Consider the following 18,597-nt stretch of genomic DNA (forward strand, 5'->3'; position numbering starts at 1 on the left):
ATTGGCCTCCATGTTAAACTTCCATAATAACCGGCAGCACCATGGGACTCCTCTTAATCTTCTTCCAAAGATAGTGATCCATCCCGTCCCTGATCTCTGACTTTATATATCCCCAGTCTCTGCTCTTCCTGCCCTCGCATTTCTCGATGGCCTTCAGGGCGACTTTTCTCATCTCCCGAATTAATTCTTCTGATTCCCTGATATACACAAAGCCTCTGGATATGATATCCGGGCCTGCCAGGAGTCTGTTGGTTCCTTTTTCAAAGCTCATGGTTACGATAATGATCCCATCCTCGGACAGACTCTGCCGGTCACGGAGAACAATATTGCCCACATCGCCCACTCCAAGGCCGTCTACATAGATGCCCCCTGCCTGTACTTTTGAGGTAACTCTTCCCCTCTCCTGGGACAGTTCCAGAACATCTCCGGCATCTAGTACAAACACATGATCCTTTTCGATTCCCAGGTCCTGCGCCACATTGGCCCCTGCAAGCAGATGCCTGTACTCACCGTGGACAGGAATTGCATACTGTGGTTTTAAGAGTGAATAGATAAGCTTTATCTCTTCCTGGCAGGCATGTCCTGAGACATGGGTGTCCTGGAATATAACATTTGCGCCTTTACGAGCCAGTTCATTTACTACTCTGGATACCGCTTTTTCATTGCCGGGTATAGGCGTAGAGCTGAAAATAATGACATCGTTTGGCTTTATCACTACCTTTTTGTGTGTGGAATCTGCCATGCGGGAAAGTGCCGCCATTGCCTCTCCCTGGCTTCCGGTGGTGATAAACACCAGTTTCTCATCCGGATACCGGTTCATCTGCTCCACTTCTATCAGGGTGTTTTCAGGAACCGTTACATATCCAAGCTCCTCAGCAATCTTAATCACTGTCTCCATGCTCCGGCCCTGCAGGATAACTTTTCTTCCAAATTTATATGCCGTATTCATAATCTGCTGCACCCGGTCAACATTAGAAGCAAAGGTTGCCACAATAATTCGGTTTCCCTTATTCTCTGAGAACAGCATATCAAACGTTTTTGCCACCTTCGTTTCAGATGGGGTAAACCCGGGACGCATGGCATTTGTGCTGTCACACATCACTGCCAATACTCCTTTTTTGCCGAGGATACCCATACGCTGCAGATCAATAGCTTCCCCAAACAGGGGGGTATAATCCACCTTAAAGTCCCCGGTGTGGAATATCATACCCGCGGGCGTATAGATAGCCAGTGCTGCTGCGCCTGCTATACTGTGATTTGTCTTGACAAATTCTATGCGCATTTCCCCAAGATTCACACAGCCGCCCTGCTTCACCACCTTGCGCTTCGTCTTCTTCAGAAGCTTCGCTTCCTCCAGCTTATGCTCAATCAATCCCATAGTAAGCCTGGTGGCATAGACAGGTACGTTAATCTGCGGCAAAATATAAGGCAGAGCCCCTATATGGTCCTCGTGTCCGTGAGTAATAACAAAACCCTTCACTTTCTCCCGGTTCTGAACCAGATATGTCACATCCGGAATCACCTTGTCAATCCCCAGCATGTCATCATCCGGAAAAGAAATCCCGCAGTCTACCACAACAATGGTTTCCCCATATTCAATAGCCGTAATGTTCATGCCTATCTTATCCAGGCCACCCAGGGGAATGATCTTTACCTCTTTGCTCATTTTCAATTGTTTTTCTTTTTGATTCAAATAATACCTCTTTTCTTTTTTGTTTTCCTTGCTCTGTCAGCCATTTTGACAGACTGCAATTATAGTTTCTTTTATTTAATATACTGTCTGCATTTCTTTTCATAAAACAGCCCTATCCGATTGGGAAAAATAGATATGACCACTTTTTAAAAGCCTGTGCAATGATCTCTCATAGCTGCACCACAATATCTTTTCTCTTTCTTCACGAACAAACAATTAGATATAGTATACACCTCTTTGCTAAAAGAAGCAAGTCCATCTGAGGTGCGTCTCTATGGGAGAGCTGAAATACAATTTTGCAGACTATATAAAAGGTGCTCCCTGCATGGGTACAAAGGAATCCCTTGGTTTTCAGATTTACAAAAAGGCTCCCGAGGAAATCCTCGGAAGCCTTGATTTTACGAATAATTAATAATTACTCAATAATCTGAGCAACACGTCCTGATCCTACAGTACGTCCGCCTTCACGGATAGCAAATGTAAGACCCTGATCCATAGCGATTGGGTGGATCAGTTCGATTGTCATCTCTACGTTATCGCCAGGCATGCACATTTCTGTACCAGCTGGTAATTCAATAACACCTGTAACGTCAGTTGTTCTGAAGTAGAACTGAGGTCTGTAGTTGTTGAAGAAAGGAGTATGACGTCCACCTTCATCTTTTGTCAGAACGTAAACCTGAGCGGTAAATTTTGTATGGCATTTGATGGAACCTGGTTTTGCGAGAACCTGTCCTCTTTCGATTTCAGTTCTCTGAACACCACGAAGCAGCGCACCGATGTTATCACCAGCCTGAGCCTCGTCAAGTAATTTACGGAACATTTCGATTCCTGTTACAACTACTTTACGTGTCTCTTCTTTGATACCAACGATTTCAACTTCTTCAGATACATGCAGAGTACCAGCTTCTACTCTACCTGTAGCAACTGTACCACGTCCTGTGATAGAGAATACGTCCTCTACAGGCATGATAAATGGCTTGTCTGTATCTCTCTGAGGATCTGGAACCCATTCGTCAACAGCTTTCATTAACTCAAGGATCTTATCTCCCCATTCGCTCTGAGGATCTTCCAGAGCTTTTAAAGCGGAACCCTGGATGATAGGAGTATCATCACCTGGGAATTCGTACTCGTTCAGTAACTCACGGATCTCCATGTCTACTAACTCAAGTAATTCTTCGTCGTCTACCATATCACATTTGTTCATGAATACAACGATATATGGTACACCTACCTGACGGGATAACAGGATGTGCTCTTTTGTCTGAGCCATAACACCGTCTGTAGCAGCAACAACTAAGATAGCACCGTCCATCTGAGCAGCACCAGTGATCATGTTCTTAACGTAGTCAGCATGTCCTGGGCAGTCAACGTGTGCGTAATGTCTGTTTTCTGTCTCATACTCAACGTGAGCTGTAGAGATAGTGATTCCACGTTCTCTTTCTTCGGGAGCTTTATCGATATTTTCGAAAGCAACAGCCTGACCTGTACCTAATCTTTCGTGAAGAGTTTTTGTAATAGCAGCTGTTAAGGTTGTTTTACCATGGTCAACGTGTCCGATGGTACCAATGTTACAATGCGGTTTGTTTCTTTCAAATTTAGCTTTAGCCATTTTGAATGTCCTCCTTAATACATATGCGCCCCTCTGGGCAAATTGTTTTTTTTCGCTATTTTACTACTGAACCTGCTATCCTTGATTATATTGCAAAACAGGGATATTTGCAAGGAAAATTTAACAAGTTATAGGATAAAACGGGATTATTTCCCTATTGCAGAAATAACCTTTTCCTGTACAGACTTCGGTACTGGCTCATATCTGTCAAAGAACATGGAGTAGTTGCCTCGTCCCTGTGTTCTGGAACGCAAGTCTGTAGAATAGCCGAACATCTCAGCCAGCGGAACGAATCCACGAATCATCTTGCCGCCGCCGATGTCGTCCATACCCTCGATGCGGCCACGACGGGAGTTGATATCACCGATAACATCACCCATGTAGTCTTCCGGAGTAGTAACCTCGACTCTCATAATAGGCTCCAGCAGTACGGGAGCGGCTTTCTGCATCGCTTCCTTAAATGCCAGAGAACCGGCAATGTGGAATGCCATTTCACTGGAGTCAACTTCATGGTAAGAACCGTCGTACACGGTAGCATGAATACCGACAACAGGGAAACCTCCCAGAGATCCGGCCTTCATAGCTTCCTCGATACCCTCGCCTACTGCAGGGATGTATTCCTTCGGAATGGCACCGCCCACAACCGCAGTATCAAACTTGTACAGTTCTTCACCGTTGGCATCCATAGGCTCGAATCTAACTTTACAGTGTCCGTACTGTCCGCGTCCACCGGACTGTTTTGCGTATTTGCTGTCAACATCCGCAGATTTAGTGAAGGTTTCTTTGTAAGCAACCTGAGGAGCACCTACGTTTGCTTCCACTTTGAACTCACGCAGAAGTCTGTCCACGATGATTTCCAGGTGAAGCTCACCCATACCGGCGATGATTGTCTGTCCTGTCTCCTGATCTGTGTGTGCACGGAAGGTTGGATCTTCCTCAGCAAGTTTTGCAAGAGCCTCTCCCAATTTACCCTGTCCTGCTTTTGTCTTAGGCTCGATTGCCAGCTCGATAACTGGTTCGGGGAATTCCATAGACTCAAGAATTACGGGATGCTGGTCATCACATATAGTATCGCCAGTAGTTGTGAATTTGAAACCGATAGCGGCTGCAATATCTCCTGCAAATACTTTATCTAACTCAGCTCTCTTATTGGCATGCATCTGAAGGATACGGCCAACACGTTCTTTCTTATTCTTAGTAGCATTTAATACGTAAGAACCGGAATTCATAGAACCGGAATATACTCTGAAGTATGCCAGCTTACCAACGAATGGGTCTGTCATAATCTTGAATGCCAGCGCGGAGAATGGTTCGTCATCGGAAGAATGTCTCTCGATCTCGTTTCCATCCAGGTCTATACCCTTGATTGCAGGTATGTCTGTAGGAGCCGGCATAAACTCAAGGATTGCGTCCAGCAGTTTCTGAACACCCTTGTTTCTGTAAGCAGTACCGCAGCAAACCGGAATACAGGCACATTCGCAGGTTCCTTTTCTCAGAACCGCTTTCAGGCTTTCTACCGATGGCTCTTCCCCTTCCAGGTATTCCATCATCAGGTCGTCGTCCAGCTCACAGATTTTTTCAACTAATTCTGTATGATACAGTTCTGCATCATCCTTCATATCTTCGGGAATGTCTGTGATTGAGATATCTTCGCCCTTCTCATCGTTATAGATATAAGCTTTCATCTCAAACAGGTCAATGATTCCCTGGAAATCGTCCTCTTTGCCGATTGGCAGCTGAAGACAGATTGCGTTTTTACCTAATCTTGTCTTAATCTGATCTACTGCATTGTAGAAATCAGCTCCCAGAATATCCATCTTATTGATGAATGCCATTCTGGGTACGTTATAGGTATCAGCCTGACGCCAAACGTTTTCAGACTGAGGTTCAACACCACCCTTTGCACAGAAGACACCGACAGCGCCGTCTAATACACGGAGTGAACGCTCAACTTCTACTGTAAAGTCAACGTGTCCCGGAGTATCAATAATATTGATACGGTGTTCCAGAGCACCCGGCTTAGTCTTACAGTTTTCCTGTAAAGTCCAGTGGCAAGTTGTAGCGGCTGAAGTGATTGTGATACCCCTTTCCTGCTCCTGTTCCATCCAGTCCATGGTAGCAGTACCTTCGTGTGTATCTCCAATTTTATAGTTAACACCGGTATAATATAAGATACGCTCTGTCAGAGTGGTCTTACCCGCATCAATGTGGGCCATAATACCAATGTTTCTGGTTCTCTCTAATGGATATTCTCTTCCAGCCAATGGATTTTCCTCCTTTAGAATCTATAATGAGCAAATGCCTTATTAGCTTCTGCCATCTTATGCATGTCTTCTTTCTTCTTTACAGATGCTCCTGTATTGTTCATAGCATCTAAAAGCTCATTAGCCAGTCTATCTTCCATTGTCTTTTCTCCTCTTTTGCGGGAGTACAATGTAATCCAACGAAGTGCTAACGCCTGACGTCTCTCAGGTCTTACTTCGATAGGTACCTGGTAGGTAGCTCCACCGATACGTCTTGCCTTTACCTCAAGTACAGGCATGATATTGTTCATAGCTTCTTCAAATACTTCTAATGCTGGTTTTTCAGCTTTTGCTTCAATCTTAGCGAATGCTCCGTATACAATCTTCTGAGCTACACCCTTCTTACCGTCTAACATAATGTTGTTGATAAGTTTGGTAACTACCTTGTTGTTGTACAGAGGATCTGCCAAAACGTCTCTTTTTTGAGTATGTCCTTTACGTGGCACGTTACTTCCCTCCTTAATCATTCCATTGATATAGCAGAATTCATCTGCTTTTGATTAAATCATAGGTACTCACATGGCGTATGCACACCTACTATGTGTTCGCACTCGGTAAATTCTCTATCGATAAACCCGCAGCCACCGCTAGGTTCTTCTGGAATCCCGGTACAAATGATAGCATTTTGTGATTCTATTGATTTGTTTAATTAGTTAGTCCGTATTACCAGTGCTTTTCTGGCCTTCGGTTTATTATTTCTGTTTTGGTCTCTTAGCACCGTATTTAGAACGTGCCTGTCTTCTATTAGCAACGCCTGCAGTGTCAAGGGTTCCACGTACGATATGATATCTGGTACCTGGTAAATCCTTTACCCTGCCGCCACGGATCAGAACAACGCTATGCTCCTGTAAGTTATGACCTTCTCCTGGGATATAGCTTGTTACTTCAATACCGTTGGAAAGACGTACTCTGGCGATTTTTCTAAGCGCTGAGTTAGGCTTCTTAGGGGTAGCTGTCTTAACTGCTGTACATACACCTCTTTTTTGTGGTGATGACATGTTTGTGGATTTCTTCTTTAAAGAGTTGAAGCTCTTCTGAAGTGCCGGTGCAGTAGACTTCTTTACAGATGTCTGTCTTCCTTTTCTTACTAACTGATTAAATGTTGGCATTCCAATTCACCTCCTGTATTATTTTCTTCCTAAATTCTTTGGAATATTGTGGCTGCTGGTTGTTATTCCTGTGAATAAAAACCTTTTTTGGGCGCACGACTAGCGTGTAATTCCGTGCGCACTTATGTATTATAGCTTTTGCGGCAAGTCGTGTCAAGGAATTTCTTGTAAAATTTTCTTTAGAAGGCCTGATTTTCCCAAGATTGTTGACGCTTGCGCCTGAATACTATAAAATAAGAAGCACAAATACAAAACGTTTAATTGGAGGTACCTATGGATCAATCGCCACAGAAAAGGCCTAAAAATGTAGTTATTCTCTGTGCAGTGCTGGGAATTGCAGTGCTGGCAGTTGTTCTCTTTCTTCTTATTCCAAAGCTTACCGGAAGCAGCAGAGATTCCCGCAGCAAAAATGCCGATGCCGGGAATACACTTCTCTCGGAGAACGAGGACGCCGATGCCCTGTCAGACGCCCAGGAGAATGCCGATATACCGGAAACCCCAAAGAAGGAAGAAGAACCCGAAACCATAACAGCCACCCCTCCTGAAGTATCCGAAGAAACACCTTCCCAGACCCAGGAGACACCCGAGCCCCAGACACCGGATCCCCAGGAACAGCCGGCGAGTCCCCCTCAGCCTGAGGGAAACGGTCATATCGTGGCGATTGATGCCGGGCATCAGGCCCAGGGGAACAGCGAGCAGGAGCCCATCGGACCGGGAGCCGGCGAAACCAAGGCAAAGGTCGCGTCCGGAACAAGCGGAAGTGTATCTGGCCTGCAAGAGTATGAGCTGAATCTTCAGGTTTCCCTGAAACTCAGAGACGAGCTTCAGGCAAGAGGGTATGAAGTAATCATGATACGGGAAACCAACGACGTGAATATCAGCAACGCAGAGAGAGCCCAGATTGCCAATGAGTCCGGCGCGGAGATTTTTCTGCGGATTCATGCCAACGGTTCTGACGACAGTTCCGTGAACGGCGCGCTCACCATGGCGCCCACCTCCGGAAATCCCTATGTCAGTAATATCGCCGCTGCCTCTCAGAAGCTCTCCGGAGATGTACTGGACTGCTATTGTGCCGCCACGGGATTCAAAAAGCGTTCGGTCATGGAAGTGGATAATATGAGCGGCATCAACTGGTGTACAATCCCTGTTACCATCGTCGAAATGGGATTTATGTCTAATCCGGAGGATGACGCCAGGATGGCGGACGAAGCTATGCAGTATCAGATGGCAGAAGGTATAGCCGACGGCGTGGATCAGTATTTTACGGAGTAATTCATTATACCTATAATAAAAACACCGGAGCCGGGGATAACACGCCCCACTGCTCCGGTGTTTTTATTCACTCTTCCTGCCGGATATCCTCCAGCAGTCTTTTTCTCTGTCTTTTAAATATCTTCTGCAGTACAACCGTACCCAGAAGGCATAGCGCCATTCCCGCTATCCCGCCGTAAAACATAATCGTTCCTGTGGTAATTGCCATATATACCCCGCTTTCCCGATCCCTCTCAGGTTATCCATCCGCCCTTCACCGCCTGCTGGTGGAGTTCCTCCAGGCGCTTCATCTGAGGATCCGTCTCATTATTATCCAGCTGCTTTCGGTATAATTCCTCCGCCTTCTCATAGTACTGGCCAAACTTCTGGTAGCTTCTCTGGCTGTTTTCTTTTTCTCCCTGCCGATCGGCCTCCAAAAACGCAAGGTTTTTATAGATGCGGTAGTCTTCCCCGTATGTTTCCAGCATGCGTTCCAGTTCCTCCTCCGCCAGGTCAAATTCCTTCTGCTGACGGTATAAGGCTGCCAGGTTCTCATCTGTAGTGTATGTCCCCCAGCCATTGTCTCTGATACTCAGCAGCGTATCTGCCGCCTTTTCTAAATATGTGTTATCCTGGCTGTACTCTGCCATGTCCATATATGCCTGAGCCAGCCCTTCCAGCACCGCCACCTGCTCCCCGGCAGGCAAACTTGCCTTTGTCTCTTCCAGCAAAGCAATTTTCTCCCGGCACCCTTCCTCGTCTTTTCCTGCGCTGTCAATGGCCCGGCAGGCCATCACGCCGGCGCGCATACGGGTATAGTCATCCGACGCTGCTTCCAGACACTGCACAAAATACTCTTTCGCCGCTGTATAATCCTCTTTCTGAAACGCAATCTCGCCCTTCACATAAATCAGATCCCCGCTGTCTGCCCCGTTCTCCTCTGCCTCATCCAACGCCTTCCCTGCAGCATCCAGATCTCCCTCTTTGGCTAGTGCGATGGCATAATCCCGATAATAGTCACTGTTGCGGCTATCCGCACGGATGGCCTTTTCGTAGCTTCTTGCCGCATCGGGATATTTCTCTGTGTGTTCATAGGCGTTCCCCAGCAGATAGTACACATTGCCCAGCATCTCATCCTGTTCCAGAAGCCTGCTGTCTGTAAGAATTGTGCCTGTAATATACAAAATATTTTCCTCATACTCTCCCTGGGCATTCAGGGCCACTGCTTTCTGATAATAAGCGTCAATCTGGTGGGGAAATACCTTAAGTGCTTTTTGATAGAGCGTTTCAAAATTCTCAAAGTCTGCTTCCTCAATGCTGTGGGATGCCTCTTTTATATAGCCTTCATACTGGCGCGCTTTATCCTGCTCCATCTGGATATTTCCTCTGACCGTAAGGCCTCCGCACAGCAAAAAGGCCGCCCCCAGGCCTCCGTAGATTACTCTTTGGCGGAAGACCAGCCTCTGATACCTTTTATCCTGCCTTCCCATACCCTGAATGGCCAAAAGAAGCTCTGAAGCGCTCTGAAACCGCCGGTCCGGCCTTGCCTCCAGGCATTTCATTATTATGCCGGCAAATACCTCGCTGATTGTCACAGACGTACCTGAGACATTGTCTTGTCCGCGCCGCTCTCCCGGCCCCTGGGCTTCTCCCCGAGGTGCTCTGTACTCCCTGATGTCTCTGATATCGCCCGGCCGTCTGGCAGGGATCCTTCCTGTCATAAGGTGATAGAGCGTTGCTCCCAGGCTGTAGATGTCCGCACGGGCGTCTACGGTGCGGTATTGACTTTTTTCGTTCACAGAGCGGTTGTGCTTTGCAGCGGCAATGAGCTCCGGGGCTGCATAGCCTGGACTGTAGCCATACACTCTGGTGCCCTGTCCGTTCAGCACTGCTGATACGTTAAAGTCAATCAGACAGATATTTCCCTCAGGGGTGAGCATAATATTGGCCGGCTTAATGTCGCTGTGCACTATGGGGGGCTTCCTGCTGTGAAGATAGCTTAAGGTAGAGCATATCTGCACAGCCCACTCTGCTACCTGCTTCTGGGAAAATGTCCGTCCTTTATCCAGATATTCCTGAAAGGAATGACCGGGAATAAAATCCATCACAGTGTACACATCCCCGTCTATCTCCAGAAAATCTAACACCTGGGGAATACAGGAGTGACGCAGGTTTTTCAGAATATCCGCCTCGATTCTGCTGTCTCTGAACCCCAGAATACTGCTGTTGATCTTTTTAAGCACAACCTCCTTTTGCAGGCGCTTGTGATAGGCTTTATAGATCGTGCCGCCCTTCCCGGCGCCGATCTTTCCAATTATGTCATATGTGTCTGAAATACGTTCCAGCATAATTTCTTCTTCCCTTATGTTTCCGGCAGCCTGTCTGCCAGTTCATATACTCTCTCTTTTGTCATCTGGGCCATCTTGCCCGGTACCTCAGTTACCAGTATGGTGCCTCCCTGATATTCCTCCCGAAGCGCCTCCACGGCATCTTCTTTACTCTCAATCCAGGCCTTCTCTTCAGACTTCAAGGCCTCCTGTTCCTGAGGGCTTATATGGTTCATAAGCTCCTGATAAACTTTGTTCAGTTCGCCGTCCCATAAATTATAGATCTCTGTGCACTTCTGCCCCATCTCTGCATTGGAGTAACTGTTCGTCTGAAGATCCGTGTATATTTCACTGCATTTGCTCTCAATCTGCGCAATCTCCTCCTGATACTGCTTCTTCAGTGTTCCTGCAGCCGGTGCGCCCGCTGTAACTGATTTATCAAAGCCATACTTCTCTTTGTTCTCTGCCAGTTTTGTCTCATCCGTGCTGTCAAACTGAACTACCGCAAATGCCGGCCGCGCCTGACTGTATCCGGTAACCTCTGTTGTTACAGACCCAAGGTCCGTGGTATCCTTCTCCTTTCCTGAGAGCTTCTCCTCAAAGGGATTGGGTGATTTTACCTCTTCCAGAGATGCCAGTATCCCATTTTCCGCAGCCAGCTTTTTCCTCTGCATCTCTTCGAAATAACTGTCCATCCAAGAAGAGGAAAATCCGTAAGGGGAGAGTTCCTGGTAAAGTCTGTCTTTTACATTTGCGCTGCCGTCACTCATCATATCCACAAGAAGTTTCCCCTGTACATAGGCTCCCTGGTCATCAGAAGCAGCGGCTGCCTTCTCCCTTTTCTCTGCCAGTATATCCCTCAGGTACACTCCCGTATCCTCCTCCAGGTGCAGTCTGCAGACCACTTTTCCATTCTCTACCGTCCCCAGAAGGAATTGGGTGAAGGCCGTACGCTCTCCGCTTGTTCCGTACACGCCATATGTATGGCTGATAAATCCAAGGTAGGTTATTCCGCTGTTCACCTTTAAGAACGCCTGCACCTTTTCCTTGTTCCCCTCACTGGGGAAGGTATTCCTGCAGGGAACCCTCAGTTCCTCTCCCTCCAGCTTTCTCACCTGACCATCCACTGCCTTGTAGATATCAGCCTGCAGCCAGTTATACTGGTATTCTTCCGGAATCTGACGGGTATAGAGCACTGCCATCTCATCTGCCCCGTCGTTATCCATATCTGCATAGGCAATTCCCAGGATTCCCCCCTGAACCTTCAGGGTCTTCTGGTACTCCTCTGTATATGTGGTAAAGTTATTTACTTCTTCCTGTGTTCCCAGGGCCTCAAGATTAGGGTATTCAGCAGTGGCTCCCTTCATCTCACTGAATGAGAATTGAGTGCTTAGGGTATTTTTTACATAGTCCATGTAAACCTGATGGGGGTCCTCTGCCTGAGGCTTTGATGGTTTGGTCTCTGTTCCGGCCTCTTGTGCAGGCTTATCCTTATCTGTCTCCTCATCCCGGGTGTCTGACGGCTTTGACGGTTTAACAGGAATCTTATTGTCATCCGCCCACTGCTTTAAAGCATCTGCCCCTCTGGGATCCTCTGTCTCCGCGTATATAGTTTCCGCCTCCGCATAGAGTATCTCTCCGGCTGCCGCTCTTTCCTCCTCGGGCAGATCACCAATCTTTTCCATCGCTATGGTAATCATCTTTTTAGCACCTTCCTCATCCTTCAGCCCCCGGCAGGCCTTGGTCAGACCCACATAAGCATCTGCATTGGAAGGATCAATATCTGCAGCATCGTCGAATGCGGCTTTGGCCTGATCGTAATCCATCTCATCCAGATATTTATTTCCCAGATCCAGCTTTTCCTGAAGGTGGCCGGCCTTTGTCTGATTCACCCCCCAAATCACTCCCAGTACAATTACCAGCACCATACAGGTACCCCCGATCCCTACCGGAAGAATTAGCTTTTTATTCCACTTCTTGGGACATCTCATAGTAGACAACTCCTTTCTGCCTGTAACGTTTACCTACCTTCTGTCTGTGCTGTAATTATATCATGTTTTTCTCCGTCACTTTAGACAAAATTTCTTATAGTTTAAAGTACTTCATAAAGGCTTCCTTCGACTCCTGATACTTCGATCTGCTCACGGGTACCTTTTTGCCTGATTTTAAGATAATGCCCTCTGCAGAGAGATATTTAATATAATTCATATTAACCATATAACTCTTATGGCATCTAAGAAAGCCCGGAAGTTCCATAGCTTCCAGCTCGTCCAGCTTCATATATACTTTATAGATCTGATTTCTCTCGTATATGTACAGGATTCTCTTATCACTTTCCACATAGACAATGTCTCTGCTGTCCAGCTGATGGAGAACCCCTTTAATATGAAGCGTCACCATATTCTTCTTTTCCTTTTCCCTGACTTCCTCACACCTCCTGAGAGCATCTCTCAGCCGATGCTCTTCCACAGGCTTCAAAAGCAGCGCCACGGGGCGGACCCGGAAAATATCCTGTACATATTTAATGTATCCTGTTATAAAAATAATAGGAATCTCCGCACAAAAATCTTCTATTTTCTTTGCGGTGTCTATCCCATTTTCGTTGTTCAGCTCTATATCTAAAAAAACAGCGATGACATCCCCACTCTCTTCCCTCAGCCATTGAATAAGGTCTTCTGCACGCTGAAATGCAGCAATCTGGGCCTCACCCTCATATATCTCCATGACCTTCTCTTTTAATCCTTCGGTCACCTCAGCATCATCATCACAAATCGCAAATTTCTTCACACTTTCATCCCCTCTAATATATCTTAACCATTACTGTTACAGAAAACATATGGTCCTTCTCCTCAACCTGAAGTACGCCATCGTACCTCTCCACCATACTGCGCACAATCTTCATTCCAAGCCCATGATTTTCTTTGTCTTCCTTTGTAGTGGCAAAATGATTCTCTATAGAGGAATATCCCTCATTCTCTGTATAATTGTCAATTCTTATTTCCCAGAAATTAGCCTGCACTGCGGTTCTCAGATAAATGTACCCGGAACCTGCAGGCCCTTTCCTGCAGGCCTCTATGGCATTGTCCAGAAGATTGCCCAGAAGCCCCACTGTATGTATATCCTCCATCTGAGATTTCTCCGGAAGAAGGACCTGTATATCTGTCAGAATACGATACTTTCTGCACAGCTCCAATTTGGAATAAAGCATGGCATCCACCGGAAAGCTGCCCGTGATTCCCTCATCTATGGCCGCGTCGCACTGTTCCAGCAATTCCCTTTCATATCCCTCTCTCCTCTGCTGCAGCCACCTCCTGACACTGCGCACCTGCTCTGCCAGCTCTTCAAATTCCTGATGACCTTCTTCCCAGTGCATAAGCTGCTGTCTGAGCCAGGCATTTTCCCTTTCTATCTGCTTCTCATGGTAAAAAAGCATGGCATAAACACTGGCTAAAAAAAGCATCACAAGCGTAAAAATACAGATCCATATCAGGTAGCGCCCGCTCACAATTAAGGCGACCAGAATGCCAAAACTGAGAAGACAGGCAATCAGGGATATATCCCTGACCGGTCGTTCCCATCTGCTGACTGCAGGCTTCTCTTTTTTCTGGGCCAGGGACACCTGCTTCACAGACTCTACTGCCCTGTCAAGGGCCTGCACCAGCTGTTCCCGGTATGCAGATGCCTTGTCATACTCCCCAGCTTTTTCCATGCGGTCAATCACCGCAGCATGATTGGCCAGGTCATGGCGCATTCTTTTTATAGATTCCTGGGACTGATAGTATTCCTGATAGTAGCGGGACTGCTCCCTAAGGCTGGCCTGAAGGATTTCATTCTCTCGCCTCTTCCCTGCCCTCCTGCTCCAGAGGAACCCCAGATAGGTATAAAGGATCTGCGTACACATACCAAAAAAAATCACATCCATAATCAGGTTGCGCTGCATACTCTTCATATCCAGTGCTATCACTATGGCAATCATAAAAACCTGGAGCAGGAATAATACCTCGATCACCTTAATTTTTATTTTATAAAACACTCTGTTCTTACAGCAGATAACCACTGTCCCCAAGGAAAGCAGCAAAAACACCGCACCCGCGCCCCACAGGGGAGATACGTCTCCTGAATCTGTAAAAATCAAGACATTTCTGCCGGTCACTGTCAAAAAAAGCATACAGAGAACCCAGTACACGATGCTTGAGATCCCATCGTAGAATTTATATAACAAAAAATTCCGGAATCCATCCCAGGTAAATGCCGTGAGGAGCAAAAACATAATAACAGTATCTGCGATAATCAAAGCTGCGGCCAAGCTTACATGCGTCACTGTTCCCTGATTGCAGAAAATCTGAAACAAAGCGATATAGCCTCCAGTCACCCATCTGCCCCACCTGCGGTTCCCCCTGTAATTTTCTATATAGGCAAAAAGATACAGGGAAGTTAAGACATTAATGAGAGCCACGGCCCCGCCTGCTAATAATTGATATCCACTCATCTATTTCCTTTTTATGCATCTGTGCCCCCGCACTTTTGCATCTGCGACAAAAAAAGCGGGAATTCCCCAGGAATTCCCGCCCTTTACACTTTGATCATTACTCTTCTGTGTCTTCAGAAACTAACATTTCTTCATCTTCAGTCATATCTTCTTCCGCTTCGTCCATAAACATATCAGCGGCGGTCTCATCGTCAATTTCATCCATATCCAGTTCAAAGTCTTCTTCGAAAGACAACTCATCATTCTCTTCCATATCCGTATCCAGCTTCACGTCTTTATAACGCTTCATACCGGTGCCGGCAGGAATCAGCTTACCTATGATTACGTTTTCCTTCAAACCAATCAATGGGTCTACCTTACCCTTAATGGCGGCCTCTGTCAGAACCTTTGTTGTCTCCTGGAAGGACGCTGCAGACAAGAAGGAATTCGTTGCCAGTGATGCCTTTGTGATACCCAGCATCACCTGCAGGCCGGTTGCCGGCTCTTTGCCTTCAGCTGCCAGTTCCTCATTTTTTTCTTCGTAGTCTAATACATCTACCAGAGTTCCGGGCAAGAAATCTGTATCTCCATTATTTTCAATGCGAATCTTTTTCAGCATCTGGCGAACAATAACTTCAATGTGCTTATCGTTAATCTCTACACCCTGCAGACGATATACTCTCTGAACTTCCTGAATCATATAATCCTGTACGGCACGTACCCCCTTGATTTTCAGAATATCGTGAGGGTTAACGCTACCTTCTGTCAGCTCATCGCCGGCCTCCAGATACTGGCCGTCCTGGATCTTGATTCTGGAACCATAAGGAATCAGATAGGTTTTGGAATTACCTTCTTCATTATCTGTTACAGTAATTTCTCGTTTTTTCTTGGTGTCTTTAATATTGGCAACACCCTTGATCTCTGTAATAATAGCGAGACCCTTGGGCTTTCTTGCCTCAAAAAGCTCCTCCACACGGGGAAGACCCTGTGTGATATCTCCGCCGGCCACACCGCCGGTATGGAAGGTACGCATGGTCAGCTGTGTACCTGGCTCACCGATGGACTGTGCCGCGATGATACCTACAGACTCACCTACCTGAACTGCCTCACCGGTTGCCATATTGGCACCGTAGCACTTAGCGCACACTCCAATGTGTGACTTACAGGTAAGAATCGTACGGATCTTAACGGAGTCAAATGGTTTGCCCTGGGCGTTTATGCCTTCTTTCATAACTCTGGCCGCACGCTTGGGAGTAATCATGTGGTTTGCCTTAACAATAACCTCTCCCTTGGCATTCTTAATGGTCTCGCAGGAGAATCTTCCGGTAATACGTTCCTGAAGGCTTTCAATCTCTTCTTTGCCGTCCATAAACGCTTTTACCCACATGCCGGGGATCTCGTTCTTATCCGCGCAGCAGTCAACCTCACGGATAATCAAATCCTGAGATACATCAACCAGACGTCTGGTAAGGTATCCCGAGTCAGCGGTACGAAGGGCAGTGTCGGACAGACCTTTACGGGCTCCGTGGGCGGACATAAAGTATTCCAGTACGTCCAGACCTTCACGGAAATTCGACTTAATAGGAAGCTCAATGGTATGACCGGTTGTATCCGCCATCAATCCACGCATACCTGCCAGCTGCTTGATCTGTTTATCAGAACCACGGGCGCCGGAGTCAGCCATCATATAGATGTTGTTATACTTATCCAGACCATCCAGCAGTGCTCTTGTAAGCTTATCATCGGTATTCTTCCAGGTCTCAACAACTTCCTTGTATCGCTCCTCCTCTGTGATCAGACCACGCTTATAGTTCTTGGTAATCATATCCACAGTATCCTGAGCATTTTGAATGAGCTCTGGTTTTTCCGGCGGCACGGTCATATCGGAAATCGATACCGTCATGGCAGCCCTTGTTGAATATTTGTAACCCATAGCCTTGATATCATCCAGTACTTCCGCTGTCTTCGTAGCTCCATGGGTATTAATAACTTTCTCCAGAATCTGCTTCAGGCCCTTTTTGCCCACATGGAAGTCAACCTCCAATAGAAGCTCATTGCCCTCTACGCTTCTGTCTACAAAGCCCAGATCCTGGGGCAGAATTTCATTGAACAGAAAACGGCCCAGTGTGGATTCTACATTGCCGCTCAATATACTTCCGTCCGGCATGGTTTTTGTACAGCGCACAACTATCCTGGACTGGAGGGTGATTACCTGGTTTTCGTATGCCAGAATTGCCTCATTTACATTTTTAAAATGCATTCCCTCGCCTTTGTAGCCCGGTCTCTCCTGGGTCAGATAGTAGATACCAAGCACCATATCCTGTGAAGGCACAGCCACAGGACCGCCGTCAGAAGGCTTCAGCAGGTTATTGGGTGAGAGAAGGAGGAAACGGCACTCTGCCTGGGCTTCCACAGATAAGGGAAGATGCACAGCCATCTGGTCTCCGTCAAAGTCAGCATTAAAAGCAGTACATACCAGAGGATGCAGCTTAATAGCTTTACCTTCTACCAGAATGGGCTCGAATGCCTGAATTCCCAGTCTATGAAGGGTAGGCGCACGGTTCAGCATAACCGGATGCTCTTTAATCACCTCTTCCAGCACATCCCATACCTCAGGCTGGAGTTTCTCAACCATTTTTTTCGCATTCTTAATGTTATGGGAGGTACCGTTTGCTACCAGTTCCTTCATAACGAAAGGTTTAAACAGCTCAATGGCCATTTCTTTCGGCAGGCCGCACTGGTAAATCTTCAGCTCCGGTCCTACTACAATAACGGAACGTCCCGAGTAGTCTACACGCTTGCCCAGCAAGTTCTGACGGAAACGTCCGGATTTACCCTTCAGCATGTCAGACAGAGATTTCAAGGCACGGTTTCCAGGTCCTGTCACAGGACGGCCCCGGCGGCCGTTGTCTATCAGTGCATCCACAGCCTCCTGAAGCATTCTCTTTTCATTCCGGACAATAATATCCGGAGCGCCCAGCTCCAACAGTCTCTTCAGACGATTATTTCTGTTAATGATACGTCTGTACAAATCATTCAAGTCAGATGTCGCAAAACGTCCGCCGTCCAGCTGTACCATAGGACGCAGATCCGGAGGAATGACAGGGATTACAGTCATAATCATCCACTCGGGACGGTTTCCGGATTCGCGGAAAGCCTCCACTACCTCCAGGCGTTTTACGATACGTGCACGCTTCTGCCCCGTAGACTCTTTCAGACCGCGTTTTAGTTCTGCAGACTCTTTCTCCAGATCAATGGCTTCCAGCAGTTCCTTAATAGATTCTGCCCCCATCCCCACACGGAAATCATAGCCCCATTTTTCTCTGGCATCCTGATATTCCTTTTCTGTGAGAACCTGTTTGTACTGCAGATCCGAATTGGCCGGATCCAGGACAATATAGTTGGCAAAGTACAGAACCTTTTCCAGTGTTCTTGGAGACAAGTCCAGAATCAATCCCATTCTGGACGGAATCCCTTTAAAATACCAGATGTGTGATACCGGAGCAGCCAGTTCAATATGGCCCATGCGCTCTCTACGAACGCTGGCTTTTGTCACCTCAACACCGCATCGGTCACAGACTACGCCTTTGTAACGTATCTTCTTATATTTTCCGCAGTGACATTCCCAGTCCTTGCTTGGTCCGAAGATTCTTTCACAGAAAAGGCCGTCTTTTTCCGGTTTCAGGGTTCTATAATTAATGGTTTCTGGTTTTTTAACTTCGCCTCTTGACCAATCTCTGATTTTTTCAGGAGATGCCAATCCAATTTTTATGGCATCGAAGGTCATTGGCTGGTAAACTTCTTTATTTGTTGTTTCTGGCATTTATGGTTTTCCTC

General features: G+C 46.8%; 13 protein-coding genes. 2 read left to right on the top strand and 11 right to left on the bottom strand.

Annotated features, from left to right (window positions below; genetic code table 11):
* Nucleotides 1–13: 13 nt before the first annotated feature.
* Nucleotides 14–1,666, bottom strand: coding sequence for a ribonuclease J (locus tag GKG41_RS03400; RefSeq protein ID WP_154257169.1), 1,653 nt, complete (start codon nt 1,664–1,666; stop codon nt 14–16).
* Between the two features lie 301 nt (nt 1,667–1,967).
* Between GKG41_RS03400 and GKG41_RS03405 the strand changes: the two genes are divergently transcribed.
* The gene (locus GKG41_RS03405) at nt 1,968–2,105 is read left to right on the top strand and encodes a hypothetical protein (protein WP_154257074.1); all 138 of its coding nucleotides are present in this window, start codon (nt 1,968–1,970) and stop codon (nt 2,103–2,105) included.
* 3 nt (nt 2,106–2,108) lie between these two features.
* Here the strand turns inward: GKG41_RS03405 and tuf are convergent, their stop codons facing one another.
* The 4 genes from tuf to rpsL form a co-directional block, all read right to left on the bottom strand.
* A complete protein-coding gene (tuf, locus tag GKG41_RS03410) occupies nt 2,109–3,302 on the bottom strand; it encodes an elongation factor Tu (protein WP_072850312.1) in 1,194 nt (397 codons plus the stop codon).
* A gap of 146 nt (nt 3,303–3,448) precedes the next feature.
* Nucleotides 3,449–5,566, bottom strand: a complete 2,118-nt coding sequence (gene fusA, locus GKG41_RS03415; RefSeq protein ID WP_154257075.1) for an elongation factor G — start codon at nt 5,564–5,566, stop codon at nt 3,449–3,451.
* Between the two features lie 14 nt (nt 5,567–5,580).
* The gene (rpsG, locus tag GKG41_RS03420; RefSeq protein WP_207650920.1) at nt 5,581–6,051 is read right to left on the bottom strand and encodes a 30S ribosomal protein S7; all 471 of its coding nucleotides are present in this window, start codon (nt 6,049–6,051) and stop codon (nt 5,581–5,583) included.
* A 246-nt stretch (nt 6,052–6,297) separates the two neighbouring features.
* Complete coding sequence (gene rpsL / locus GKG41_RS03425; RefSeq protein ID WP_072850306.1) at nt 6,298–6,714, bottom strand: 30S ribosomal protein S12; 417 nt, start codon at nt 6,712–6,714, stop codon at nt 6,298–6,300.
* 273 nt (nt 6,715–6,987) lie between these two features.
* On the opposite strand from rpsL, the gene GKG41_RS03430 reads away from it, so the two are divergent.
* A complete protein-coding gene (locus GKG41_RS03430; protein ID WP_154257076.1) occupies nt 6,988–7,986 on the top strand; it encodes an N-acetylmuramoyl-L-alanine amidase in 999 nt (332 codons plus the stop codon).
* Between the two features lie 67 nt (nt 7,987–8,053).
* Here the strand turns inward: GKG41_RS03430 and GKG41_RS03435 are convergent, their stop codons facing one another.
* The 6 genes from GKG41_RS03435 to rpoC all read right to left on the bottom strand — a co-directional run bounded on the left by GKG41_RS03435 (nt 8,054) and on the right by rpoC (nt 18,583).
* Nucleotides 8,054–8,194: a hypothetical protein gene (locus GKG41_RS03435; RefSeq protein ID WP_154257077.1), complete on the bottom strand. Its 141-nt coding sequence runs from the start codon at nt 8,192–8,194 to the stop codon at nt 8,054–8,056.
* Nucleotides 8,195–8,219: 25 nt separating this feature from the next.
* A complete protein-coding gene (locus tag GKG41_RS03440; protein ID WP_154257084.1) occupies nt 8,220–10,313 on the bottom strand; it encodes a serine/threonine-protein kinase in 2,094 nt (697 codons plus the stop codon).
* Between the two features lie 14 nt (nt 10,314–10,327).
* Nucleotides 10,328–12,283 (bottom strand): lysozyme inhibitor LprI family protein, encoded by a 1,956-nt coding sequence (locus GKG41_RS03445; RefSeq protein WP_154257086.1) that lies wholly within the window; start codon nt 12,281–12,283, stop codon nt 10,328–10,330.
* A gap of 94 nt (nt 12,284–12,377) precedes the next feature.
* A complete protein-coding gene (locus tag GKG41_RS23855) occupies nt 12,378–13,079 on the bottom strand; it encodes a LytTR family DNA-binding domain-containing protein (RefSeq protein WP_154257088.1) in 702 nt (233 codons plus the stop codon).
* A gap of 13 nt (nt 13,080–13,092) precedes the next feature.
* The gene (locus GKG41_RS03455) at nt 13,093–14,781 is read right to left on the bottom strand and encodes an ATP-binding protein (protein WP_154257090.1); all 1,689 of its coding nucleotides are present in this window, start codon (nt 14,779–14,781) and stop codon (nt 13,093–13,095) included.
* Between the two features lie 97 nt (nt 14,782–14,878).
* On the bottom strand, nt 14,879–18,583 hold the full coding sequence (rpoC, locus tag GKG41_RS03460; RefSeq protein WP_154257092.1) for a DNA-directed RNA polymerase subunit beta': 3,705 nt from the start codon (nt 18,581–18,583) through the stop codon (nt 14,879–14,881).
* Nucleotides 18,584–18,597: the final 14 nt, after the last annotated feature.

It is taken from the genome of Lactonifactor sp. BIOML-A5, assembly GCF_009677585.1.
In the GTDB taxonomy this organism is placed as follows: Bacteria; Bacillota; Clostridia; order Lachnospirales; family Lachnospiraceae; genus Lactonifactor.

Excerpts from the sequence above, each read along its gene's own strand:
- GKG41_RS03400 (WP_154257169.1), bottom strand. The coding sequence starts at position 1,666 with ATGAGCAAAGAGGTAAAGATCATTCCCCTGGGTGGCCTGGATAAGATA.
- tuf (WP_072850312.1), bottom strand. The coding sequence starts at position 3,302 with ATGGCTAAAGCTAAATTTGAAAGAAACAAACCGCATTGTAACATTGGT.
- rpoC (WP_154257092.1), bottom strand. The coding sequence starts at position 18,583 with ATGCCAGAAACAACAAATAAAGAAGTTTACCAGCCAATGACCTTCGAT.
- rpsL (WP_072850306.1), bottom strand. The coding sequence starts at position 6,714 with ATGCCAACATTTAATCAGTTAGTAAGAAAAGGAAGACAGACATCTGTA.
- GKG41_RS03440 (WP_154257084.1), bottom strand. The coding sequence starts at position 10,313 with ATGCTGGAACGTATTTCAGACACATATGACATAATTGGAAAGATCGGC.
- GKG41_RS03455 (WP_154257090.1), bottom strand. The coding sequence starts at position 14,781 with ATGAGTGGATATCAATTATTAGCAGGCGGGGCCGTGGCTCTCATTAAT.
- GKG41_RS03435 (WP_154257077.1), bottom strand. The coding sequence starts at position 8,194 with ATGGCAATTACCACAGGAACGATTATGTTTTACGGCGGGATAGCGGGA.
- GKG41_RS03445 (WP_154257086.1), bottom strand. The coding sequence starts at position 12,283 with ATGAGATGTCCCAAGAAGTGGAATAAAAAGCTAATTCTTCCGGTAGGG.
- GKG41_RS03405 (WP_154257074.1), top strand. The coding sequence starts at position 1,968 with ATGGGAGAGCTGAAATACAATTTTGCAGACTATATAAAAGGTGCTCCC.
- GKG41_RS03430 (WP_154257076.1), top strand. The coding sequence starts at position 6,988 with ATGGATCAATCGCCACAGAAAAGGCCTAAAAATGTAGTTATTCTCTGT.